We start from the raw sequence: 23,470 nt of genomic DNA on the forward strand, positions 1-23,470 counted from the left end.
TTTACTCATGCAGTTCCAGCGGCAGGCCGTCCGGGTCATGGAAGAATGTCATCCGCTTTCCTGTAAATTCATCCACCCGCACGGGTTCTGTCTCAATCCCCTTTTCCCTCAGTTCCGCTATGACGGCATCCATGTCATCCACCCTGAATGCCAGATGTCTCAGGCCGCAGGCTTCGGGATAACTTGGCCTGGGCGGATTGCCGCTGGCCGAAAATAGTTCCAGTTCGCATCCATCCAGTTCCAGGTCCAGTTTGTAATCCCCTCTGGAGGGCCTGTAATTTTCCCTTATGATTTGAAATCCCAGTGTCTCAACATAGAATTTCCTCGACTTCTTATAATCTGATACAATGATTGCAACATGATGGATCTGTCTCAGGTTCATGTTTCCTCTCCTTCGTGTGTCCGTATGTACTTTGTGTCCATATGTACTTTATGTCCGTATGTACCTCGTGTCCGTATGTACTTCGTGTCCATAGTTCTTCGTTTCCATAGTTCTTCGTGTCCATAGTTCTTCGTGTCAGTCATACCGTGTTCCAGCCTACTGTCCCCTCTTATACAACCGGCCTGTTATATTGGCCCGGCCCCCTTATTTCAGCTTATCATCTCAGCGCCAATTTTATATGTCCACGCGCCGTCCTTATAAGTGGCTGTTACATCCGAAAAATAGTAGGCCCCGGTTCCGCTCCTGTATTTTCTTGCGCTGCATGTCAGCTGGCTGCCGCTGTTGGATGTCTCCTCTATGGTAACAAGGATTCCATGCTCCAGTCCCTTCTGAGGGTCAAGTGCCCCGCTCTCCACCAGGTCCTTCTCCGTAGCAAGCTCGCCCCAGGCGCCAAAGCTTGTTCCGCCCATATAAGCCAGGCCCTCTTTCTCCGCATCGGACAGGGAACCCACCATGGTCAGGTCAAAATAGCTTTGGGTAATCCCGTCGTTCAGTCCAGGGTCAACTTCCGCCAAATTCTTTATCAGCTGTTTATAAAACTCCAGTTCCCTGCTTCCCATATCCTCTGTTATCCTGAGTTTCTGGTAACCGAACTGCCCTGGATAACTTTCCAGTACATAACCTTCCCAGCTCAGTTCCACTATCATGCCGGATTTCAGTTCCGATATCAGGGCAGGCTTTCCATCTGCATTTTCCAGGACAGGACCGTGTCCAACCCGGAACAGTCCGCTCATGTCATTGGCGCCTGCACCGCAGACCAGCATACTTTTATCATCCACATCCAGAATCTCAAAACGTTCCGTCCTGGTATCCCCGGACAGCCCTTCGGTATCCGCAGGCGCCTGTCCCGGCTTTAATCCATCGCTGTCATCCTCTGCTGATGTTCCATCGCCGCTACCCATCCTGTCAGGCCCTGCCGATATCCCATCGCCGCCACCCATCCTGTCAGACCCTGCCGCTGATTCCCCCGCTGATGCCGCGCCGCTGTCCATTCCTGCCCCATTGCCCAGATTCCCAGCAGCCGCTGTCTTCTGTCCGCAGCCGGATATACATATCAGAAAAAATACGGTAATCCATACCACCCCAAAACGCCTGTAACCTTTTTTCATAAACGCTCTCCTCCCATCATGATCACTTTATGGAATACACTGATTATAACAGACCGGAAGCTTCCATATCTTATTATTTGCTGAATATTCCATTACCAGGAACTTAATATTCACAGTCCATTCCTTCCCAAAATGGTATGGGATATATTCGCACTTTAAAAGGATGCCCAGGGTTATCATCACACAGCGGATGATGATAATCCTGGGCATCCCTAATCTTTATTCAACCTTATTCAGTCCCACCACTGCCTCAATCTCCCCCGGTTCCGGCATGGACTTAAGCGCCCCTTTCCTGGTGGTAACAATGGATGCCGCGGCTGAAGCCATTGTCAGCATTTCCCTTACACTGTCCCGGTCCAGGGAATCCACCGGATGGTCCAGAAGATAGTTCAGGCAGCATCCGCAAAAGGTGTCCCCTGCCCCAGTGGTGTCAATGGTCCTGTCTGTAAGGAATGCCTCTGCCTTCAGGGATTCCTCCGCCCAGTATGCCGTGCTCCCGGCAGCGCCTGCCGTCACAAGGATCAGGGGAATGCCGTAAACGGCCTGCAGATGGCCCACCGCCTGTTTCTCATCCTCTATCCGGGTCATGAAACGCAGTTCCTCATCCTCAATCTTCAGGACATGGCATAGGGATGCACCATAGAGCATCTGCCTTCTTGCCTCCTCCATGTCCTCCCATAAGGGCGGCCGCAGATTAGGGTCAAAGGAAATCAGGCATCCGCTTTCCTTTGCACATGCAGCAGCCCTCCTGGTGGCCTTCCTTACCCCTTCATGGGTCATGGAGAGGGTGCCGAAGTGGAATATCCTGGAACGGCGGATCATGTCCAGGTCCACCTCTTCCTCGGTCAGTGCCATATCAGCGCCCGGATTGCGGTAAAAAGAAAAGTTCCTGTCCCCCGACTCATCAATGCTGACAAATGCAAGTGTTGTGTGTACCTCATCCGACATCACAAGTCCCTGGCTCCCGATTCCCGCATCCCGGACAGCCCTGCTCAGGAACCTCCCATGGATATCATTTCCAATCTTACCGATGAATCCTGTGTTCCTGCCGAATCTTGCCAGCATGGCCAGCACATTACACGGCGCGCCTCCCGGATTCTGCTCCAGGATGGGATTGCCCTGGGCGCTGGTTCCGGCAGGTGTGAAATCTATTAAAAGCTCCCCAAGGGCGGTTACGTCATAATCTTTCTGATTTTCCATCACAATCAGGTTCCTCCTTCATACATTTCCTTCATAATCTCGTTGTAGCGCCTGCGGTTCAGACGGTAGAAGAAAAGCACAATACCAGTGATAATCCAGAACAGGCCCGGTATGGTGGTAAATGAATGCTTAATCACTGCCAGAACGGCAGGGTTCTGCCGTCCCCCGGCCACATATCCGCACATCCCCAGGACCATGGCCAGAAGCGAGGTGCCAAGAGCCATGCCCATCTTGTTGCCAAGTGATATAAAGGCATACTGGAATCCATCGTTGCGCAGTCCGGTCTTCCACTCCCCATATTCCACACAATCCGGGATGATGGCATAGATGGCTGTGTTAAACCCGGAAAAGAAAAACTGGGTCAAGGCCGATACCCCGTAAAACAGAACCGGGGATTCCTTTACCGTAAACATCCCCAGCCCCATCATGGACATACCGGTCAGGAATGCAAAAATGGATGCCGCCCTTCCCTTGTTGTTGGTCCAGTGGAACAGCATGGGGAAACAGGCTGCCCCAATAATGGAAGGGATTATGATGCACATGGAATACACGGTAAAGAATGCCTTGTTGCCCTCCACATAGGTGAAATAATACAGCGCATCCGCATTCCTTCCATAAAGTGTGAACCCGAACAGCAGCTGGCCTGCCAGGGCCAGGATATAGGGACGGTTCTTAGATACGGCCCCAAGCTGTTCCTTCAGGGAAATCTTCTTCCGCTCAGGTACGGCCACCACTTCCTTTGTCTTTGCGAAACAGAAAATATGGCACAATGCAAAGATACCTCCGTAAATCACGGCTATCAGGAGATATCCCCTTCTGTCGCTGCCAGCGCCCAGCGTTTCAATCAATGGCACGGTTATGATATTGATGATACCGATGGCAATCATGGCTGCCACGGACCGGAAGGTGTTAATCTGCGCACGTTCCTCTATGTTCTGGGTCATGGCCCCGCACAGGGTCCCGTACGGGATGTTGACGCAGGTGTAACCCAGAACCAGGATACAGTATGTAATGGCCATGTAAACAACCTTGGCCGTGCTGTTCCAACCCGGATGTGCCCAGAAGGTCAGTATCAGCACAATGGCCGTCAGGGGCGCGGCCGCCAGAAGCCATGGCCTGTATCTGCCCCATCTGGAATGGGTCCTGTCGGTCAGGCTTCCGATGATGGGGTCATTCACAGCGTCCCAGAACCTTGAGAAAAGCATCAGTCCCGCCACAGCCCCCATACTGATTCCAAACACATCGGTGTAAAAAATCATCAGGAAATTCCCCACAAACATCCAGCTGAAATTACAGCCCACATCCCCCATGCCATACGCAATCTTGCTGATTAGGGATACTTTAACGTCCGTGTCCGCTTTCACACCGGTTCCTGCAGCCGTATCGCATCCTACAGCCGCACCGCATCCTGCAGCCTCACCGCTGCCTGCATCCACACCTGTTTCCATATTCTGTCCGGCCCGTTTCATTTTACATCTTAACGCCATCTCCGTCATATCCCCACATCTCCTTATATCTACTCCTGCACGTTGATAATTACTTTCATGGTGCTTTCCCTGTTCCCATCTATGTACTGGTATGCCTTCAGATAATCCTTAAACGCAAAATGTTTGGAGATAAGGGGGGACAGGGCCACCTTTTTCTCATTCACAAGGCGGATTGCATCCAGATAATCCTCGTTCCGGTACATCATACTGGTATTCAGGTCCAGTTCATGGTCATTGAGCACGGCCAGATCAATCTGCCCCAGGCCTGCGAACACTGCAACCAGGATAATGGTGCTTCCCTTGCGGGCATACTTGATTGCCTGGCCCATGGTAATGTTGTTGCCTGCACAGTCATAGATGACGTCCGCTTTATCCGGCCCGAAGTTCTCTGTCATGGCCTCCCCGAAGTCCTTATCCCTGGTGTTCACGCAGAAATCCACGCCGCACTCCTTTGCTTTTTCAAGGCGCAGGTCGCTGACATCCGTAATCATCACCTGTTCCGCTCCCAGGCCCTTTGCCGTCTGTGCCACCAGTATCCCGATGGGTCCTGCTCCCAGCACTGCAATCCTTGCGCCCTTCACATCCCCGGCCTGCTTCACGGCATGGACCGCAACTGCCAGAGGTTCAATCATGGCCCCCTCGTCATAGCTCATGTCCTCGGGAAGCAGGGTAACCTTTGCGGCATCCACGGCAAAATAGTGGGAAGCCACACCCGTGGTCTGGAAGCCCATCACCTTCAGTTCCTCGCACAGATTGTATTTGCCATGGCGGCATGGGTAGCATTCGCCGCACACCACCTGTGGCTGGATTGTCACCTTCTGCCCCGGCACTAACCCGGCCACTGCCCGGCCAACCTTCACCACCTCGCCTGAAACCTCATGTCCCTGGGTTACAGGATAGCTTGTAAATGGGTGTTCCCCATGGTACACATGGATGTCAGAACCGCAGATTCCTATCTTCATAATCTTTATAAGCACTTCCCCCTCACTGATTTCCGGTACCGGAACCTCACGAAACTCAATTTTACCTGGCGCTGTCATTACCTGCTGTAACATATCCCATCTCTCCTTTTTCTTTTCTATATAATCTTTTATAAAATGTTTTATTAAAGTAATTACATTATTGCACTGGAACATACTTTTGTCAATATACCAATTGCATTTTCATCAACATGATGATTTTTCCGCCGTCCTTTTGTGCAGTCTGCACAGAACACATGGAACCCATACAGAGAATGCGGTCCCTGTGCCTTACCAGGAACCGCATCCCATATCCGTCCTATATCATTGTCCGAAAATACTCATCCATGAATGTCATGGCGATCCCCACCGCAGACGCCTCTTTTTCATAACTGCAGTTCCTCAGATAAAGGGTATCATTATCAAACTTATTATGAACCATCACCTTCCTGCCCAGCTGTGACATGTAAGGCCTTAGATAACCGCCCACATATCCGCCCAGCACGATGTCGCAGTCAAAACACATCCTGAGGTTGGTAATCACAATGGACAGGTCCTCAAGGTATGTGTCCCAGACCGCCATGGCATCCCTGTCCTTCTCCTTTACAAGCTGGAAAAACTCAGCCAGGCCTCCATCCTCCCCCACAAAGGAGGACAATACCCTGGCGGAACAGTAAGGATCCGCGCATCCCCGCTTCCCGCAGTAACACGGCTTTCCCTCCGGATATATGATCATGTGCCCAAACTCCGCACTGCGGAAATGGTCCCCGCCGTAAATATCATTGTCCAGATAGATGGAACCTCCCACCGTGTTGCTGAGGGAAAGGTAAACCGCATTCCTGTCCGTGCCCTGAAGTTCCGCAACCGCTGCGCTGTTTGCATCATTTTCAAAATGTACCGGATAAGGGATCAGACGGCTCAGGACCTCCAGGTTGATGTCGCTGACCTGAAGGATATGGGAACGTATCAGACGGCTGTTTTCCCTGTCTATGATGCCCGGCAGGGAAATGCCCACTCCCAGTATCTTCTCTTTGTCCACCCGGCCTGCATCCAGGAACTGCTCCAGTTCCGCTGCCAGGCCCTCATAATATTCCGCCGTGTTCTCAAACCGCCTGCGGACCCTGGCGCTGTGCACCGCATCCCCCTTAAGGTCAATGATTACAAAACTTACATGGTTGGCCGTGATATCAACCCCGGCCGCATACCTTATATTCCTCACGACAGACAATGCCTTGGCCTTGCGTCCTCCCGTGGATTCATATTCCCCCACCTCCTCCACGATTCCGGCTTCCTGGAGTTCCTTCACATTCTGAAGCACGGTGGGCATGCTGAGTCCCAGTTCAACGGCCAGCTCCGGCTTGGATATCTGCTTTCTGTGCAGGATATGGCTGGCAATCCTTGCCTTGTTCTGACGTTTCTTTTCCATTGCTTTCTCATTTATCTTCATAATAGGTCAGCCCACTTTCATAAACTCTTTTCTAAAAGTAATCATACATCTAAAAAGGACGGATGACAAGGGGTAATTCAGGAAACCGGGAAATGCAATTATGGTCAGTCACATGAGGTCATGAAACGGAATGGATTATTTGACATTTCCACACGCTGATATTAGAATAGAAAAAGTCAGGTTGTATTTGTTACCTTGGGCGGATAGGAGAAAAATAATGAAGCAAAAACTGCTAACTGGCAACCAGCTAAAGATGATTGCTATAATTGCCATGACCATCGACCATTTAACAAGTGTGCTTTATCCAGACTATCCAACGGATTGGCGGATCATCACCCTGCATATCATTGGCCGGTTGGCAGCGCCCGTCTTTTGGTATTTTATAGCGGAAGGCTATTACCATACACACGATATCAAACGATACGCCATCCGGTTGTTTGCTTTCGCAGTCATCTCGCATTTTGCTTATAATTTTGCATTTGGTATTCCTTTCATACCATTCCAAACCTCAGTGTTTAATCAAACAAGTGTCATCTGGTCTTTGGCCTGGGGACTGATGGCGTTAGCTATAAATGACAATAAAAGGTTTAAGCCGTGGCAGAAGACAGTCCTCATTTTAGGGATTACAGTGATTACATTTTGTGCAGACTGGAGCTGTATCGCAGTATTGGCGATTGTGCAAATTGGAAGGAACCGCGGAAACTTCAAAAAGCAAATGACGATGATGATGCTGTGGGTATCGGCGTATGCTGCTGTTTATGCTGTTTTTATAAATCCCGTCTATGGTGTCCTGCAACTGTTTGTGGTGCTCACCATTCCTCTGCTAAAAATGTATAATGGAAAGCAGGGGACCTGGAAAGGTATGAGATGGTTTTTCTATGTTTATTATCCGCTCCATCTGATCATCTGCGGTCTGCTCCGTCTTACATTGTACGGTAATACCGGCGTAATGATTGGCGGGTAACAGTTTTATATTACTCTTGGAAGTGGGACGCACAGCCGACGGAAAGCAATTTTCAAACACGCCCTGGAATGGAAAAAGCTAAGTTAGGTCTGGCCGCCTTTGTTGGAGAAGACGTACTCAACAAATCAAGCATTAACAAGGAGGATACTATTATGGCATTTGATTTTAAGAAGGAAATGAAAGAGTTTTATATGCCCAAGAATAAACCTGAGATTGTAACTGTACCAAAGGCAAATTATATTGCAGTACGAGGTAGCGGCAATCCCAATGAAGAAGGAGGGGCATATCAACAGGCAATCAGCGTATTATATGCGGTGGCGTACACAATAAAGATGAGTTACAAGAGCGATTATCAAATGGAGGGATTTTTTGAATATGTTGTTCCTCCGTTAGAAGGTTTTTGGTGGCAAGATGGTGTGAGTGGTGTGGATTATTCTGATAAATCGGCATTTAACTGGATTTCTGTAATCCGTCTACCAGATTTTGTGAAAGAAAAAGATTTTGAGTGGGCGAAAGAGGTGGCGGCCAAAAAGAAAAAGCTGGATTGCTCATCCGCAGAATTACTTACTGTCGATGAGGGCATGTGTGTTCAGATCATGCACATGGGAGCATTTGATGATGAACCTGGGACTGTTGCAATTATGGACCGGTTTTTAGCCGAGAATGGGTATGAAAATGATATGGACAAAGAACGATTGCACCATGAGATTTATATATCTGACCCACGAAAGGTTGCACCTGAAAAATGGAAAACAGTAATAAGGCATCCAATTAAAAAGGGGGAAGGAATTTAGCCAGGCTGCCTAAATCAGGCCCTCCCGGTTTGGCGTCCGCAAAGTCTCATTCTGCAAGGCTTTTTTCTGGCCTAAAGCGTGACGCCGTTCCCTTTAGCGGCGCTCCCTTCCTGCGGCCCCATCCGCGTGTGTGTCCCCCCTGCCAGCCCCCGCCCGCAAAGGCCGTCCCGCCTCTTGCGGTTTTAGGGAAAGTGTTGTAAACCATGCACGTCAGCTGGCCGGACAATGGCTTGCTGATTTTGTATTTCGTGGTGCCCAAATGGTGCCCAACTTTACAAAACCATGCTGTTACAGATTATTCCGCTTTATTCGTAGGATTTGAGAAAGCGCCCATTTCATGCGGGTTTTCGTAGTCTTCCTATGAAACAATCTGCCACCTTATGACGGCCAAAACAGCCACACAGGCAATAAAAAATCCCCAGGCACCATGTTGTTCCCAGTGCTTTGGGGATTATCTTGATATTTCATCATTCTCATTCTGTCATTCTGATTTTATGATTCCCATATCATGATTTTCACTCTATGCTTTCCTTGTCATGATTCCCATACCATGTTCCACTCTATGTTTCCCATACCATGTTTCCCACTCCAAGATTCCCAAATCATGATACCTGTATCATCAGCCTCACACCTGTGTCCCGTAATCCTTCAGCCACTTCCTGCGCCTCTTATAATCCGGCAGGATCCGCTCCACCTCTGCCCAGAACCTGGCAGAGTGGTTCATCTCTTTCCTGTGGGCCAGTTCATGGACCACCACATAATCCAGTACCTCAGGCGGCATGAGAATCAGTTTCCAATGGAAATTCAGGTTTCCCTGGGCGCTGCAGCTGCCCCACCGGGTCTTGGCTGCCCGGATGGCAATGCGGTTATAGGTCACGCCCATCAGCCCTGCGTAATAAGCCGTCCTGGCTTCCAGCTGCGTCCTGGCCTTTTTCCTGTAAGCTGCTTCCAGTTCCGGATGGGACACATAGTCGGGCTGTGGCCTCTCATCCCTGGCGCGCCGTTTTTCTTCCATAAGGAACCATTTCTGCACAATCCAGTCCTGGCGTTCTTTTATGAAATCCATCACTGCCTGGTTTGGGATTCCTCCCGGCATCCTGGCGCAGACACGCCCGTCTGCCTTGATTTCAAGCCCCAGGGTGCTGCGTCTGGAATACAGCACCTCCACCGGTATATTCCCTTCCTCATCACCGCGGCGCCAGCCAATTTCCACTTTGCGTATCATATCAATGCCAGCCTTCTTTCCACAATCCGCCTCAGGCACACTCCGAAACAGCTCCTTTACAGCACATCAGAGAAATGGGGCCTTAAGCGCTTGAACATTTTCAGGCCCGCCAGGAATACAACAATGGTGACTCCCCAATAATACAGGGTCAGGGTGGGCCTTTCCCAGAACCAGTTCCCGGTCAGCATACTGTCCCTGTAACCTGCCGCAATATAGTAAAAGGGATTCAGCTTTAAAACAGTGCCTATCCAGGGGATACGGTCCGTAAACATGGATTCATGGTACATGATGGGCGTCATCCAGATCCCAAACTGGATACAGATGGAGACAATCTGTGCCATGTCCTTGAAGAACACATTGACCGCAGAGGTAAAAAATCCGATTCCCAGGGCCAGCATGGATGCCGCAAAGGTATAGTACAATGCCTGAAGCCAGGTAAGCCTCACCGCAACTCCCGTCACAAGGTACAGCCCCAGCATGATGAGGACAAAGAAGCCATGGACCATGAGGCAGCTCATCAGCTTGATGATTGGAAGGATTTCCACCTTAAACACCACTTTTTTTACAAGATAACTATATTCCTGCAGACAGTTGGTAACCGTATTCAGCACCTCGCTGTAGAAGAACCAGGGCACGATGCCCGCTACCAGCCAGGCCACATAGGAAGCCCCGGGCACTGGCGGGGGCGTCCTGAAACCCGCAGGTCCAAAGATGATTGCATAGATGGCAATGGTCACAATCGGCTGGATAAACATCCACACGATCCCAAAATAAGAGCCCACGAACCGTTTCCGGAAATCAGCCTTGCCCAAATCCCATATCAGCTTTCTCTTCTCAATAATCTCCTTACCAAGAGACAGTACATAATTCATATATGATTTCCTTTTCTCCACAAGCGTGTCCAGGGCGTTGTTTAAATTCCCGTGAATATGGCACCTGCTATCGATTCACAGGAATCTGCTCAACACAGTACCAGACGCTGTATCAGTTGTTTCAATCCACGCTCGGTATATTGTCGAAGTGCGACTGCATCCTACGTAGATGCGTGGTTGACCTCATGGCAGTGGGGGATACCGATTACTCTCCGCCCACTACTGCCGTTAAGTTTGTTTTTGACAATTCATCTCACCACCTTAGAGGATGGGAGAATCCTTGCTAATATTTGTTGAATGTATCCTTGAGGCCGCCCCACTTCCTGTCCTTCTCTGAGATAATCAGCTCCATGCCATCTGATACCGGCCAGTCAACCCCGACTTCAGGGTCATCCCACTTAAGGCCGCCTTCATCGCCGGGATGATAGAAGTCCGTGCATTTGTATGCGAACTCCGCCTCATCTGAGAGCACCAGGAAACCGTGGGCAAATCCTTCCGGAATATAGAACTGCTTCTTATTCTCAGCGGACAGGACCACGCCGAACCATTTTCCATAAGTCTCAGAATCAGAACGCAGGTCCACCGCCACATCGAACACGGTTCCGCGTACCGCGCGGACCAGCTTGCCCTGGGGATACTGTTTCTGGAAATGCAGGCCCCTTAACACGCCCTTAACCGACATGGACTGGTTGTCCTGGACAAATACCATATCAAGGCCGGCTTCCCTGAAATCATTCTGGTTGTAGGTTTCCACAAAATAGCCTCTCTCATCCCTAAACACAGTCGGCTCAATCACATATAACCCTTTGATATCACAGGGTGTCACTTTAATCTTTCCCATTGTCATCTACTCCTTTTATCTTATATCCCTAGTGCACCGCTGCCCCTGTTTTGCAGTCATCAGCGCCTGATGTCCGCATACGGCGGGTATCCATCATTAAAAGCACAGGGTTTTCCACATCCATCTGGCAATTTTATCACTTTATCCACTGTATGGCAATACCTTGTCCACTTTCCAGCCCATCTTGACACTAAGACACACGCAGGCACACGATACTGAAAATCCGGATGACAACATACATATCCATCACCATCATGAGATACAGCAGCGGCCTGTCCCCGCAATCCGTCCGCACCACCTTGTCATTCTTAAGCGTGAGTAAAAACATGGGCAGCAGCGGCAGCAGATATCTCCCCTGTACACCGTTAATCACATTGGAGGTCACCGGAGTCCAGGCTAACAGCATGGAAAACATCAGGGCGCCAAGGCAAAGGAAGCAAAGGAACCATATCCATATGCGGCTTCCCATTTTCATCACAATGCTCTCGCCGGGTTTCCTGAATGCAAGCATCAGCAGGATGGCGGTAAGCCCCAATATGACCACATACGGGGTATTAAGCACAGCGTCCATGTTGCCCAGGGATTCCCCCAGCATACCGGAATACAGTTTCTCCCCCTGCCACATCAGGGTGTTGTAACACATCTTAAGGACCAGAAGCGGGCTGTGAAGCAGCTGTGCAAATGTATATCCTGTCTCTTCAGCCCAGGAGATATAGCCCTCTGACGCCTCCGTATACATGGCCACGGTCTGCCGGTTCACCAGCACCATGGCGGCGCCAAAGGCGCCCAGCACGGCTGCGGCGGACGCGGCCCATTTCCCCCACCCGCCAAACTTGCGGACCGGAATCAGCAGGCAGAAGCCAGCTATGACCCCATACACCATCTTGCAGGGGCCCATCACCCCCATGACAAGGGCCAGTTGGATCACATCCCATATATGGACCTTTTCCGCCTTATAGGCCAGGTGCAGGCAGACCGCGGCAAAATAACTGCTAAGGGAGATAATCATCACATCATAGGAAAAGGATGACGCCAGGTGCAGGGTCATGGGAAGCAGGAACACCCCTGCCGCCACTTCTTTTCCAAATGGCATCCTGCGGATGGTAAGGTATCCCATGGCTGTAAAGAACATAAGGTTGAACAGCCTTCCCAGATAGAGAAGCCCCAAACCGCCAAGGCCCATGACCCGCGCCAGGGTGATACCCAGGGCCTGGGGAACATATGCAAGGGGGGTTGTCCTCACAGGCGGCTGATAGGAAACCGCAGTCCCCTCTTCTCCGGTGCTTCCAAGCCCCCGCTCCCTTATGGTCCTGTAGGTCCCCTCTGTCAGTTCCTGTCCGAGAACAACTGCCTGATGGGCTGCGGCACCGCTGTCTTCGCCGCCCTCACTGCCCGCTTTATCACGGTAACCGCTTCCGTCATCTTCCATCACATCATATAAGTCCTCGATAAATGCATCCTGCACCCGCGTCAGCACATGTCCGTCCGCTGCATTAGCCGTCCGCCCCATCATATGGCTGGACAGCTGGTATGCGCTGATATAATGGCTCACCTCGTCCGGCGCGGACAGCGGCGGGAGGATGAACAGGAACAGGATTCCCAGGCTCAGGGAGGCGGCTGCGAATATCTGTTCCATTTTCCACTTATCCCGGACAAAAATAACATATCCAAGGCCAGACGCGGTCAGCCCGGCCCAGACGCATACAGCAGCGTACCAGCCGTACAGCCACCGGTCCCCTGTCTCCAGGACCCCGGCCCGCACATCCAGGAAATGCCAGGAGGCCAGAATAAGGAGCACAATGCCGCACCCAGTCCACAGTGCCAGCCGCTTCCTGTCTGGCATATGCTTCCTGACCGGGATGTCCTTCCTGTCCCGCACAGCCTTCTTTCCTGGCACGTCCGTCCTGCCCGGCACAGCCTTCTTCTCCGGCTTATCCGTCCTGCCCGGCACAGCTTTCTTATCCAGCTTATCCGTCCTGCCCGGCACAGCTTTCTTATCCGGCTTATCCGTCATGCCCGGCACAGCTTTCTTATCCGGCTTATCCGTCATGCCCGGCACAGCCTTCGTTTCCAGCTTATCCGCACTGCCCGGCACAGCTTTCTTATCCGGCTTATCCGTCATGCCCGGCACAGCCTTCCTTTCCAGCTTATCCGCCCTGCTCGGCACAGCCTTCTTCCCCAGCACATCCGTTCTGTCCGGCACGCCCTTTCCGCCCGGCTCATCCCCCCCGCACGGCATGCCATTTCCACCTTTCCTACCTGCCATCCTCATCCTCCCCGGCCCCTTCGCTCCCAAGAAGTTCCTGCATCTTAAGCTCCAGTTCCTCCCTTTCCTTCTGGGCCAGGGCGATTTTCTGCACCAGTTCCTTCTGCTTACTCTCCATCTGGGACACCTGGAGGGTCATGCCAAAGACTTTGACCATGAGAAGGAAAATCATGAACAGGAACAGGAAATTAGGCGTGGAATAGATTCCAAGGAGCCTGGCGCATGCATCAGCCACGCCGGGGAACAGGGAGAACACAACCAGGATCAGGGCCACAATGACCCAGAACATGGCGGCTTCAATCTGTACCTTTGCCTGGCGTATTTTCCTCATCATAAAAGACATAGTCAGCAAAGAGACTATAACCAATATGACCCTGAATATAGGTTGCATCATAGGCCCACCTGCTTTCTTTGGTTATTTCTAAATATTTCCGATTATTTCCAATATTCTTTATTCATACTGCATTTGGCCGCAAGGCCGGAGGGCAGCAGGCGGTAACACCTGCCCAGTCGGTAGCCCATGTACTTAAAACCGCTCTTCACAATCATCCCGGGCACCAGCCACGGGCGGCGCTGCTTCACCAGATAGCGGGCGGTCTGCTTCACCAGGCGGATTCCCTCACTTTCAGAGTGGATTCCCTGAAATACCTCAGGATGGTCTGTCTGGGACACGGCCAGGTCAAAATTCCTGTGGAACTGGGTCATGCAGCCGTAATTGTGGGAATGGATGACCCTTGCCTCGGCCACGTAGGCCACCGCGTAATCATCCTGCAGCACGGCCTTTCCGGCAAATATCATATCCTCATTAAAAATCGTCTTGTTGATGAATCCGCCCTGGAACCAGAATTTCTCCCTGTCATAGGCGCAGCACACATTGGATGCAAAAAAAGTCTTGATGCCCATGCGCCCCAGGTCATCCTTTGTCTTGATGCAGCTCTCCTCCGGATAATTAAAGGACCTGGTATACCGCTCTGCCAGGGGACAGTCCTTATCCGGCAGCTGGCGTGCATATGCCATGATGACTGATTCCCCCTGTGGACCGCGCTTATCAAATGCAGCCACCAGATGTTCAATCATCCGGTCATCCGCAGGCACCGCATCGTCCGTCATGAATATCATGATATCCGCCCTGCTGTAACGCGCGCCCCTGTTCCTGGTGGCCCCGTGGTCAAATTCAGCCTTGGGCAGGTGATGGACCTGAAGGTTGTCAATTCCCTCATACCCCTTATCGTTCCAGTAAGCCTTCTCCGTGTTCATCACGATGATCCTTCCTATGGGGTATGTCTGCCGTTCCAGCATTTTTAAAAGCCTGGAAAACTTCTTTCCCGGTTTATAGGTCGGTATGATAACATCCACCCTGCGGCGGTATGTGTTCTCTGATGTCCTATTCTTCACTTCCTCCATTACCAGCATACTCCTTTTTTTCATTCTGATAAACACCTGTCATGAACAGGCCGAATCCCACCACCAACATAACCATCAGCAGCAGATAGCAGGATGCCGCCCCGTTTATACCGAAGCTTGAAACCAGCGTCCCTGACAATAACACTGCCGCTGCCGCCGCGCTCAGATATACGATGAAAATAGCCTTCTGCTTACGCATGATGACCAGCGAGTAGTACATCAGGTTAGCCAGGGCATAGAACCCGCCTCCCAGCACAATCACGATGAACGCGCCGTGATATTGCACCAGCATACCGTCATACCGGACGCCTAACAGGAATTCCATCACCGACAGCACCCATCTGCCAAGCACTGCCGTGGCCCCCACGGCCAGGACCGTAAGTCCCAGGATGACAACGCCGATTCTGGAAAGTTCCTTCTTAAAGCTGTCAAAGTCCCGGGCCAGCCACATATTGGTAAGCTTGGTAAGAAAGGGGCGGATGATAAAGTTGGCTACCATATAAATAACAGAGGTGGGCATAAAAATCAAGTTAAAGTATCCGGAAGCAGCATCATTTATTTTCGCATCAATGGCATACTTGGCAGCGGAAAACACGTAAAAATCCAGGAAGGTGGAAACAAACAGGAATACGGTGCTGCTAAACAGCGCCCTGTTCTTCCCCTCCCCCTTATTCCAGTCCACATGTACCAGCGCATGGATTACATCCAGATTAAACAGGGCCACCCCAAGCATCTGTGCCGCCACCGCCACAACGCAGGCCAGCAGCAGATGTTCAAATGCAGCCAGTGTCACCAAAAATGCGGACACGGATAGAATAGTCCTGAAAAAATTGGATTTCCCGGTCAGGTAAAGGCTTCCCTGACGCTGGAATTCCGACTCATATACATCAGCATACCCATCTATTACCTTGTATATGACAAGCAGGATGAGAATCATGCACTTGGATGCACTGTACTGCCCGGCGCCATGCCGGAAGGTCAGGAGCAGCGCCCCAAAAATCAGGGCCAGGATACAGGTAATGTTACGGTACTCCAGGTATTCCCCAAAGGTAAACTCGCCTTTATTGTCCGTAATCTGAAACGGCCTAAGCCCAAAATACGCCACAATGAACATCTGCTGGCCCAGGGTGGAGAACCCAAAGGAGAAAATCCCTCCCTGTTCATCCCCCACCATGCGGATGACCAGAAAAGACAGAACCATGCTGGCAAATGCATAGACAAAGCTTCCTGCAATATTCCAGACCACGTTCTGCCGGTCAATATCCGTTCCCTTATATAGTAAATGTCTTGTCAGTTTCTTCATCTATACTCAACGCTTTCTAAAATTCTGTATCAGCAGTATGGACAGCAGCATACGGGTCATGTAGCTTACGGCGGTCAGGGGCTTCAGATAGCTCTCCCCTTCCAGCCTTTCATCAATGGTAACCGGCACCTCGGCCACCCTGGCCCCCTGTTTAATCAGGAAGGACACGGTATCCGGCTCCGGGCCGTAATTCAGGTTCAGGGCAAACTCCTCTATCATCTTCCGGTCAAACAGGCGCATACCGGACGTGGGATCCGTAATCCTGGCCCCGGTGGTCAGGCGGATTACAGCCGCAATCAGACGGCTGCCCACCATGCGCATGGACCAGCCCTTTTTCCCGGAAATGAACCTGGATCCAATGACAATATCAAATCCCTGCTCCATCTTCTCCTTCATGGATCCGATGAACTCCGGCCTGTGCTGTCCATCCCCGTCAAACTGGATGGCATAGCGGTAGCCTTTCTGGTAGGCATATTTCATGCCTGCCTGGAAACAGCCCGCAAGGCCAAGGTTCACCGGCAGGTCCAAAAGGTTGTAGCCGTTCTCCCTGCATATCCGGGCGGTGCTATCCCTGGAACCGTCGTTGACCACCACGTAATCCAGCTCAGGGAAATCCCTCACCAGGTGGTCCACTACCTTCCCTATATTCTTTTCCTCATTGTAAGCCGGTATCACCAGCAGTACCTTATCCATATCAATTCCTCTGTCAGATTATATTACGCCTGTGCCGTGGGTCCATCCGTGCCTTTGGCATCCATATCACCATACCAGAAGCCGTATATCCTTCTGCGCCCTGACGCCGGGCCTGGCGGACAGCACCTCATCCCCCGGCTCCCTGCCCATGGCCCAGAGAACCAGGGCCAGGGGCAGGTCCACGCCTGCCGCATGGCTGAAGGGATATCCGCCCCCAAAGCGGGCGTTCATTTCCAGAACATAATATGAGCCGTCTTCCTCCAGCACATCCACATCCAGGTTCCCCCTGTGGCAGAGCAGTGTGCCAAGCGTCCTGCCAAGTGCTGCAAGTTCCTGATTGTCAATGGTCCCGGCCGAATCCGTCTCGCCGGAACGCATGGCCATCTTTTCCTTGACAACGGTGGCACGGTATCTCCCGTCCAGGTCGTTCATCACATCCAGCCCATATTCCCGCCCCTTGATCCGCTGCTGGAATATGACGCATGAATCAGGGTCTGCCATGGATTCATATCTCAGATAGGAGTCCTGTATGCCCCTGCGGCATTTGCCTGCAAGCACCCTCATCTCCTCCGGGTCATCCGCTTGGTATACGGACAGGGAACCCATACCCCAGCGTGGCTTGACCATCACGGGCCAGGAAATGCTCCCATTCCCCACGGCCTTAAGCGCCTCATCCATGGACAGCCAGGAAGCAGGCACAGGGATTCCCGCCTCCCTTAGTACTGTAAATGTCCTCCATTTATCATTGCAGATATCCGCTGCTTCCGGCTCAGCCGTCACAACCACGGTCCCCATCTCAGCAAACAGGCTCCTGTTTGCCGCCAGCACCGGCACATCGATATCAAACAGCGGTATCAGCAGGCCGATTGCCTCCTTTTTACAGTATTCCAGCAAAAAGGGAATATATCCCTTATCGTAGATAAGAGGCGTAATCACCGAACGGTCAGCGCTGGCAAAGGCAGGGCATTCACCGCTGTTAGCCGCATGGACCAGCCCGCCGCAGCCCGCCGTCTTAAGGGCCTCTTTAAAATATCCTGCAAGATAGCCTCTCCTGCCTGCACTTGTAAGTAAAATATTCATAATCACGGCTCCTCGTCATATTTTCTTCCAGCACCGCGCTGTTATTTGCCCAGACTAGTGTTGCATTCCTTCAGAATCCTGCATATCCGGTCCACATCCTCCATCGAAAGGTCGGCATACAGGGGCAGGGTCAGCACCCGCTCCGCCATATACGCGGCCACCGGCGTATCCTCAGGCGAGAACCGCCCTTCGTAGCACTGGAACCCGTTGGTCAGGGGATAAAAATATTTCCTGGGATAAATGTCATTTGCGGCCAGGGCGTCGTATACCTGGTTCCTGTCAGCCCCAAAGCCGTCAAATATAACAGGGAAATACGCATAATTCGGCGTAAGCCCTTTTTGGCAGCGCGGAAGCTTAAGCCCTGGAATGCCGTCCAGATGTTCCATATAACGCTCCACCACTTTCCTGCGTTTCCCAATCTCCTCATCCACATGGCGGAGGTTGCACAGGCCCATGGCGGCCTGGAACTCGTTCATCTTGGCATTGCCGCCCACCCAGACCACATGGTCCTGGTCCACAATCCCGTAATTCTTCAGACAGTTAAGCCTGTGGTCCATCCATTCCTCAGCAAACGTCACCGCGCCGCCCTCGATGGAGTTAAACACCTTGGTGGCATGGAAGCTGAAAATGCTGGCGTCCCCGAACTCAGCCACGCCCTTCCCATTGTAACGCTCCCCAAAGGTATGGGCCGCATCATAAATCACCTTCAGGCCATGCTTTTTGGCAATGGCCCCAATCCGCTCCACATCACAGATATTGCCGTACACATGGACCGGGATGATGGCCGATGTGCGTTCTGTGATCAGGGCCTCTATTTTGTCCGGGTCCATGGTATAGTCCGCCGGGTTGATGTCGCAGAACACAGGCGTCAGCCCGTTGCGCACAATCGCATGGGTGGTGGATGCAAATGTAAACGGAGTGGTTATCACTTCTCCGGTCAGCTCCAGGGCCTGGATTGCCATCTCTAAGGCCATGTGTCCGTTGACGAACAGCACCAGCCGGTCTGTTCCCATGTATTCCTTCAGCTCCTGTTCCAGCTGTTTGTGGAAATCCCCCATATTGGTCATCCATGCGCTGTCCCATATGGGCTTAATCATCTCAATATATTCTTCGTACGAAGGCATTGAAGACCTGGTAACCAGAATCTTCTCCCTTTTATCTTCCTGTCGGTTCATGAAACATTTCCTTTCCGGGTGGCGCCAATGCATGCAGCACAGTTCGTCATTTTCCATCCATGCACAATCCATTTACCACCGCAGCCCGCACACAACCGTGAGGAACCATACCTCTGCCAGTATGATGTCCAGTACCAATCCGGCTCCCGCCATCCGGGCAGGTCCTGCGTGCAGGTATTCCTTATAATAGTACATCTTACTCTGGTGAAGCAGCCTCTGCTTATCAACAATCCGCTTCAGGCTCTTGTCAATGGTGACGGAATGCGCATGGACATAGGATTCGTCCGTTACCAGCACAGTCTTTAACCCCAGCTCCTGAAACTTCCGGCCCAGCACCTTTTCCTCATAGTACAGGAAAATATGGCTGTCAAACAGCTCCTCTGTATCCTGTGGTGTCAAAAGCCCCGGCTTCAGCATAAAAAAAGACCCGGGCACTGCATCCACCAGGCGGCTGTCCTCATCCCCCGCGTTCTGAAGGCGGTAGGACGGGGTATTCAGCATGGCCTTAAACAGCCGTCTGGTAATAAGCCCGGTGTCCAGCAGGTCTTTCCACAAAGGCAGCAGGGTCCAGTAGGAGAACAGATCCTTCCCCTGCGGATCCACCACCCGGGCCGAAGCCATCACCGCGTCCTCCGTGTTATCCAGGGCATGCTTCACCCGCTCTATGCACCGGGGCGTCACGTGGATATCCGGGTTGGCGATGATGATATAATCCGCTTCCAGATATTCCACCGCATAGTTAATGCCGGCCTGGTTGCCCATGCCGTATCCGCCATTTTCCTCAGTCCTCAACACATGGATCTTGTCCGTGTGCCGCAGTGTCTTAAGCCTTTCCCAGGAATCGTCCGTGGAACAGTTGTCCACCAGCACGACGGAATCCAGGCACGGATACTCCCTTATCTCATTGGCAAGCGCCATGGCGGTGGCGGCATCGTTATAGTTTAATATAATACAGCATATTTTGTCCATATCAATCCTTGTTCCCACTTTATTTCCAGATTCTCCGGCATCTGCCTGTCCCCAATCTATCCCCGCTTCCTCTGGACATCTGCCTGTCCCCCATCTATCTCCGCTTCCTCCGGCTGTCCACCAGCTTCATCCCCATGCTGCGGCTGACCCACAGCCTGAAGGGCGGACAGAGCCAGGTCAGGCGGTTGAACAGCCACCACATGTGCATATACCGTTCTTTCCCGGTCTGCTTGGGCGTGTCCTTCCATGGCGTCTTGGCAAGATAATACTCATACAGCTTCTTAAAATGATTATGGTTCCCGGCAATCCATGGCCGCTCGTCCCCCAGATAATGGATGATGGCAGGGGAACGCCTGGCCTCCAGATACGCCTCCTCCCCAATCTCCCGGTAGGCCGCGCACATGGAGCACAGGGTGGAATACCGGAAATAGCGGTAATTGGTAAAATAATTGTATTTCACCGGAAGTGTCTTTATTCTTCCTTTCAGGGCGCCGTTGATGGTATCCTGGTCGCATGCAAAGAGCCTGCCGTGACAGCTTTTGTAGAAATCCAATAGTTTCTGAAGCACATCCTCCTGGCGCCACCTGTCAAGGGCCATGAGCAGTACCCCTGAATTGTAATACGGGTCGTCCTTGCCCATACCGATGGATTCCTTCATCTCCTTATACACCGTGGGTTCCATTACCATCCCCACCAGCGCATCCCCTAATTCAGTTTCATAAAGGGGCCTTATGCTCTTGCATACAATGGTGTCGCAGTCCAGGTACAGGGCCTTCTTCACGGTGCCGGGCAGCACCTGGGGCGCAAAGAGCCTGCCCATGGCGCTGATATCAAACCCCCTGGTATCAATATCAAAGTCAAACCGCTGCTTTAAGTCCCCCAGCTCCACCACACGAAGGGTCCTGTGAAATGCCTCCGCCATGCCAGCAAGCCTTTCCTTATATTCCTGGCACATCTGGGCAGATAGTATATAAATATCCATATTCCTTATATTCCGGTTATTATCCAGTAGAGAATACATGGATGCGGCCAGATGTCCGGCATACCCGTCATTGGACGCATATATGATATTGGCTGTTTCTTCATTCCATTCCATATTATGCCACCTGTTTCTTACGTTCTTTGGTCTTTCTAGTGTCATTTTGTTTACAATTTTACATTATCACTTCTAAAAAGTAAATCACATCTGGAATTTTTCCCTTAAATATGATAAATTAGGACATGTATGGTATCTATAAAATTTAGGAGGATTTTTCCAATGCATAAGTACATGAAACGTACTGCTGCTGCACTGCTTGCCGGAGTCTTCATCATCGGACAGGCATGTACGGCATTGGCAGCACAGGATGATTCCAATTACGGGCCTGCATTCGGCACCACCAAGGCAGAACAGACTGCACCTGGCGGCGGACAGGCTTCTGGCGATAATCAGGCTTCCGGTGACAGCCAGGCTTCCGGTGACAACCAGGCTTCCGGTGACAACCAGGCTTCGGGCGGCAGCCAGACACAGCCCACCCAGGGCGCTGCCACGGAGACTCTCCCCGGAAACGATGCGGCAGCCAATGCCCAGGCGGATGCGGATGCGGCGGCAGCCCAGGCAGCGGCCGAACAGGCGGCGGCAGCTGAGGAAGCAGCCATGCAGGCTGCCATCATTGCCAACACGCCTTATCTTCAGCTTCAGGTACTGCGTCCCGATACCACCTGGACCGACCCGGTCATTGGTGACACAACCGTTGTTTCCGAAGGAGGATTCCGTTCCCTCTGTATCTATCTGAACAACATCGTGGGCAATGTACTTTACAGGACCTACACCAGCGCACACGGATGGAGTGAGTGGGCCATGAACGGCGACCATACCACGGTATGGGAGGACGGCGCCCTGGTAGAAGCCATCCAGATCCGGTTCACGGGATTTGTAGGCAACACCTTTGACGTTTATTACCAGACTACCCTGACCGACGGCACAGAACTTAACTGGGCGCGCAACGGACAGACAGCAGGCACCATGGGCACAGGAAAGGTAATGCAGAGCTTCCGCGTATCCCTTTGGGGTAAGAATGGCGAAGCCGCATCCTACAACATGGATAAACCTCTGGAGGCAGCTGCCCCGGACGGCATCCAGACCATTGACGGGGCTGTTGTGTACAGCAGCGGGACCGGCGTACCCTTCACCGGATGGGGCTGGAATGACAGGGACCGCTACTACTTTGTGAACAATGTCCCGGTTACAGGATGGCAGTACATAGACGGCTACAAGTATTATTTTGATGAGACAGGCAAGGTTGTAACCGACTTAGAGCCGCTTATCGGCGCCAACGGTCCCTTCCTTATCCGCATCAACAAGCAGATGAACACCACCACCGTGTATGTACAGGACGGCGGAAACGGCTTTATCATCCCGCTTAAGACATTCCTCTGCTCCACTGGCGAGGATACCCCATTAGGTACGTTCAAGACACCTGAGAAGTACCGCTGGAGGCTGATGAACAGCGGCGTTTATACACAGTATGCAACACGCCTTGGTTCAGGTTTGAGCTTCCTGCTCCACTCCATTATTTACGACAGCCCCAATGTGAACACGCTGAAGCCCGAGACTTATAACTTCCTGGGCGTGGTACGTTCCGCAGGCTGTATCCGTTACACATCCGGTGATTCCAAGTGGATTTTTGACCACTGCGCACTGGGTACCACGGTTGAGGTTTACAATTCCTCCATCCCCGGCCCATATGACAGGCCTGCCATTGAGCAGCCTATCTCAGCCGACCAGCACTGGGATCCCACGGACCCGGTTGCAGTGGCGGCCATGAACGGCGGGCAGTAGGGACATAAGGACAGTACGTATTGTGGACTGGCCCGGATACAAAGATACATAGGTAATCATAAATTCAAAAGGCCGCAGCACACCAATTAATTTAAAGAGTGCTACGGCCTTTGCTTTGTCTTTCTTTCCAATCACATCCAGTTTTTAACTCCACCGTTTTCTAGGAACCGGTATCAGATTATAGGGCTTTGCAAACCTACGAAACTCATCTGTATTATCATATAATGCGGCTAAATCCCACAAATCGATAATTTTATGAAGATTCCTCAAACTCTCCCCAAATCTTTTCTCAACATCTTTGTCCGGTATTCCGTGGCCTGCTATTTTCACTCATTCTGCAATTCTCTTTTTCGCTATCACCGGAGAATCAACACAGGCATAATGTAATTCAATTACATACCCCAATTGCTTTGCCCTAT

General features: G+C 51.6%; 21 protein-coding genes. 3 read left to right on the forward strand and 18 right to left on the reverse strand.

What is annotated here, in order from left to right; genetic code table 11:
• Window position 1 precedes the first annotated feature (1 nt).
• From gloA2 to LK536_RS45970, 6 genes are all read right to left on the reverse strand, one after another.
• Window positions 2–382 carry an SMU1112c/YaeR family gloxylase I-like metalloprotein gene (gloA2, locus tag LK536_RS45945; protein WP_025485481.1) on the reverse strand — a complete coding sequence of 127 codons (381 nt, stop codon included), beginning with the start codon at window positions 380–382 and terminating at the stop codon, window positions 2–4.
• A gap of 209 nt (window positions 383–591) precedes the next feature.
• Complete coding sequence (locus tag LK536_RS45950; RefSeq protein WP_227795853.1) at window positions 592–1,551, reverse strand: hypothetical protein; 960 nt, start codon at window positions 1,549–1,551, stop codon at window positions 592–594.
• Window positions 1,552–1,770: 219 nt separating this feature from the next.
• A complete protein-coding gene (locus tag LK536_RS45955; RefSeq protein ID WP_227795854.1) occupies window positions 1,771–2,751 on the reverse strand; it encodes a carbohydrate kinase family protein in 981 nt (326 codons plus the stop codon).
• Window positions 2,752–2,756: 5 nt separating this feature from the next.
• Window positions 2,757–4,247 carry an MFS transporter gene (locus LK536_RS45960; protein WP_227795855.1) on the reverse strand — a complete coding sequence of 497 codons (1,491 nt, stop codon included), beginning with the start codon at window positions 4,245–4,247 and terminating at the stop codon, window positions 2,757–2,759.
• Window positions 4,248–4,267: 20 nt separating this feature from the next.
• Window positions 4,268–5,293, reverse strand: coding sequence for a zinc-dependent alcohol dehydrogenase (locus tag LK536_RS45965; RefSeq protein ID WP_025485474.1), 1,026 nt, complete (start codon window positions 5,291–5,293; stop codon window positions 4,268–4,270).
• A 223-nt stretch (window positions 5,294–5,516) separates the two neighbouring features.
• A complete protein-coding gene (locus LK536_RS45970) occupies window positions 5,517–6,623 on the reverse strand; it encodes an ROK family transcriptional regulator (RefSeq protein ID WP_331472159.1) in 1,107 nt (368 codons plus the stop codon).
• Between the two features lie 238 nt (window positions 6,624–6,861).
• On the opposite strand from LK536_RS45970, the gene LK536_RS45975 reads away from it, so the two are divergent.
• Window positions 6,862–7,608, forward strand: coding sequence for a TraX family protein (locus LK536_RS45975; protein ID WP_227795856.1), 747 nt, complete (start codon window positions 6,862–6,864; stop codon window positions 7,606–7,608).
• Window positions 7,609–7,760: 152 nt separating this feature from the next.
• Window positions 7,761–8,402 carry a GyrI-like domain-containing protein gene (locus tag LK536_RS45980; protein WP_227795857.1) on the forward strand — a complete coding sequence of 214 codons (642 nt, stop codon included), beginning with the start codon at window positions 7,761–7,763 and terminating at the stop codon, window positions 8,400–8,402.
• A gap of 625 nt (window positions 8,403–9,027) precedes the next feature.
• On the opposite strand, the gene LK536_RS45985 is transcribed toward LK536_RS45980, so the two are convergent.
• From LK536_RS45985 to LK536_RS46040, 12 genes are all read right to left on the reverse strand, one after another.
• The gene (locus LK536_RS45985) at window positions 9,028–9,627 is read right to left on the reverse strand and encodes a M48 family metallopeptidase (protein WP_227795858.1); all 600 of its coding nucleotides are present in this window, start codon (window positions 9,625–9,627) and stop codon (window positions 9,028–9,030) included.
• Window positions 9,628–9,683: 56 nt separating this feature from the next.
• Window positions 9,684–10,499: an ABC transporter permease gene (locus tag LK536_RS45990; RefSeq protein ID WP_025485468.1), complete on the reverse strand. Its 816-nt coding sequence runs from the start codon at window positions 10,497–10,499 to the stop codon at window positions 9,684–9,686.
• A 283-nt stretch (window positions 10,500–10,782) separates the two neighbouring features.
• Complete coding sequence (rfbC, locus tag LK536_RS45995) at window positions 10,783–11,340, reverse strand: dTDP-4-dehydrorhamnose 3,5-epimerase (RefSeq protein ID WP_025485467.1); 558 nt, start codon at window positions 11,338–11,340, stop codon at window positions 10,783–10,785.
• Window positions 11,341–11,530: 190 nt separating this feature from the next.
• Window positions 11,531–13,606: a DUF2142 domain-containing protein gene (locus LK536_RS46000; RefSeq protein WP_227795859.1), complete on the reverse strand. Its 2,076-nt coding sequence runs from the start codon at window positions 13,604–13,606 to the stop codon at window positions 11,531–11,533.
• Window positions 13,596–14,000, reverse strand: coding sequence for a DUF2304 domain-containing protein (locus LK536_RS46005; RefSeq protein WP_008719971.1), 405 nt, complete (start codon window positions 13,998–14,000; stop codon window positions 13,596–13,598). The genes LK536_RS46000 and LK536_RS46005 overlap by 11 nt, the downstream gene beginning before the upstream one ends.
• Before the next feature lie 41 nt (window positions 14,001–14,041).
• On the reverse strand, window positions 14,042–15,034 hold the full coding sequence (locus LK536_RS46010) for a glycosyltransferase (RefSeq protein ID WP_331472160.1): 993 nt from the start codon (window positions 15,032–15,034) through the stop codon (window positions 14,042–14,044).
• Window positions 14,991–16,313, reverse strand: coding sequence for a lipopolysaccharide biosynthesis protein (locus LK536_RS46015; protein WP_025485464.1), 1,323 nt, complete (start codon window positions 16,311–16,313; stop codon window positions 14,991–14,993). The genes LK536_RS46010 and LK536_RS46015 overlap by 44 nt, the downstream gene beginning before the upstream one ends.
• A gap of 6 nt (window positions 16,314–16,319) precedes the next feature.
• Window positions 16,320–17,006, reverse strand: a complete 687-nt coding sequence (locus tag LK536_RS46020) for a glycosyltransferase family 2 protein (RefSeq protein ID WP_025485463.1) — start codon at window positions 17,004–17,006, stop codon at window positions 16,320–16,322.
• A gap of 66 nt (window positions 17,007–17,072) precedes the next feature.
• Window positions 17,073–18,086 (reverse strand): ATP-grasp domain-containing protein, encoded by a 1,014-nt coding sequence (locus LK536_RS46025; RefSeq protein WP_227795860.1) that lies wholly within the window; start codon window positions 18,084–18,086, stop codon window positions 17,073–17,075.
• Window positions 18,087–18,127: 41 nt separating this feature from the next.
• Complete coding sequence (locus LK536_RS46030; protein WP_008719978.1) at window positions 18,128–19,261, reverse strand: DegT/DnrJ/EryC1/StrS family aminotransferase; 1,134 nt, start codon at window positions 19,259–19,261, stop codon at window positions 18,128–18,130.
• Between the two features lie 72 nt (window positions 19,262–19,333).
• Entirely contained in the window at window positions 19,334–20,230 is an 897-nt protein-coding gene (locus tag LK536_RS46035; RefSeq protein WP_227795861.1) for a glycosyltransferase family 2 protein, read from the reverse strand.
• Between the two features lie 94 nt (window positions 20,231–20,324).
• Window positions 20,325–21,326, reverse strand: a complete 1,002-nt coding sequence (locus LK536_RS46040; RefSeq protein ID WP_227795862.1) for a glycosyltransferase family 8 protein — start codon at window positions 21,324–21,326, stop codon at window positions 20,325–20,327.
• A 162-nt stretch (window positions 21,327–21,488) separates the two neighbouring features.
• On the opposite strand from LK536_RS46040, the gene LK536_RS46045 reads away from it, so the two are divergent.
• Window positions 21,489–23,051, forward strand: coding sequence for a L,D-transpeptidase (locus LK536_RS46045; protein ID WP_227795863.1), 1,563 nt, complete (start codon window positions 21,489–21,491; stop codon window positions 23,049–23,051).
• Window positions 23,052–23,470: the final 419 nt, after the last annotated feature.

This window comes from Clostridium pacaense (assembly GCF_020709765.2).
Lineage (GTDB): Bacteria > Bacillota > Clostridia > Lachnospirales > Lachnospiraceae > Enterocloster > Enterocloster hominis.

Bases quoted from the DNA above. Each gene is read 5' to 3' on its own strand.
- LK536_RS45970 (WP_331472159.1), bottom strand. From the start codon at position 6,623: ATGGAAAAGAAACGTCAGAACAAGGCAAGGATTGCCAGCCATATCCTG.
- LK536_RS46030 (WP_008719978.1), bottom strand. From the start codon at position 19,261: ATGAACCGACAGGAAGATAAAAGGGAGAAGATTCTGGTTACCAGGTCT.
- LK536_RS45975 (WP_227795856.1), top strand. From the start codon at position 6,862: ATGAAGCAAAAACTGCTAACTGGCAACCAGCTAAAGATGATTGCTATA.
- LK536_RS45990 (WP_025485468.1), bottom strand. From the start codon at position 10,499: ATGAATTATGTACTGTCTCTTGGTAAGGAGATTATTGAGAAGAGAAAG.
- LK536_RS46005 (WP_008719971.1), bottom strand. From the start codon at position 14,000: ATGATGCAACCTATATTCAGGGTCATATTGGTTATAGTCTCTTTGCTG.
- LK536_RS46035 (WP_227795861.1), bottom strand. From the start codon at position 20,230: ATGGACAAAATATGCTGTATTATATTAAACTATAACGATGCCGCCACC.
- LK536_RS46025 (WP_227795860.1), bottom strand. From the start codon at position 18,086: ATGAATATTTTACTTACAAGTGCAGGCAGGAGAGGCTATCTTGCAGGA.
- LK536_RS46010 (WP_331472160.1), bottom strand. From the start codon at position 15,034: ATGAAAAAAAGGAGTATGCTGGTAATGGAGGAAGTGAAGAATAGGACA.
- LK536_RS45985 (WP_227795858.1), bottom strand. From the start codon at position 9,627: ATGATACGCAAAGTGGAAATTGGCTGGCGCCGCGGTGATGAGGAAGGG.
- LK536_RS45980 (WP_227795857.1), top strand. From the start codon at position 7,761: ATGGCATTTGATTTTAAGAAGGAAATGAAAGAGTTTTATATGCCCAAG.
- LK536_RS45960 (WP_227795855.1), bottom strand. From the start codon at position 4,247: ATGACGGAGATGGCGTTAAGATGTAAAATGAAACGGGCCGGACAGAAT.
- LK536_RS45955 (WP_227795854.1), bottom strand. From the start codon at position 2,751: ATGGAAAATCAGAAAGATTATGACGTAACCGCCCTTGGGGAGCTTTTA.
- LK536_RS45965 (WP_025485474.1), bottom strand. From the start codon at position 5,293: ATGTTACAGCAGGTAATGACAGCGCCAGGTAAAATTGAGTTTCGTGAG.
- LK536_RS45950 (WP_227795853.1), bottom strand. From the start codon at position 1,551: ATGAAAAAAGGTTACAGGCGTTTTGGGGTGGTATGGATTACCGTATTT.
- gloA2 (WP_025485481.1), bottom strand. From the start codon at position 382: ATGAACCTGAGACAGATCCATCATGTTGCAATCATTGTATCAGATTAT.
- LK536_RS46015 (WP_025485464.1), bottom strand. From the start codon at position 16,313: ATGAAGAAACTGACAAGACATTTACTATATAAGGGAACGGATATTGAC.
- LK536_RS46040 (WP_227795862.1), bottom strand. From the start codon at position 21,326: ATGGAATGGAATGAAGAAACAGCCAATATCATATATGCGTCCAATGAC.
- rfbC (WP_025485467.1), bottom strand. From the start codon at position 11,340: ATGGGAAAGATTAAAGTGACACCCTGTGATATCAAAGGGTTATATGTG.
- LK536_RS46000 (WP_227795859.1), bottom strand. From the start codon at position 13,606: ATGGCAGGTAGGAAAGGTGGAAATGGCATGCCGTGCGGGGGGGATGAG.
- LK536_RS46020 (WP_025485463.1), bottom strand. From the start codon at position 17,006: ATGGATAAGGTACTGCTGGTGATACCGGCTTACAATGAGGAAAAGAAT.
- LK536_RS46045 (WP_227795863.1), top strand. From the start codon at position 21,489: ATGCATAAGTACATGAAACGTACTGCTGCTGCACTGCTTGCCGGAGTC.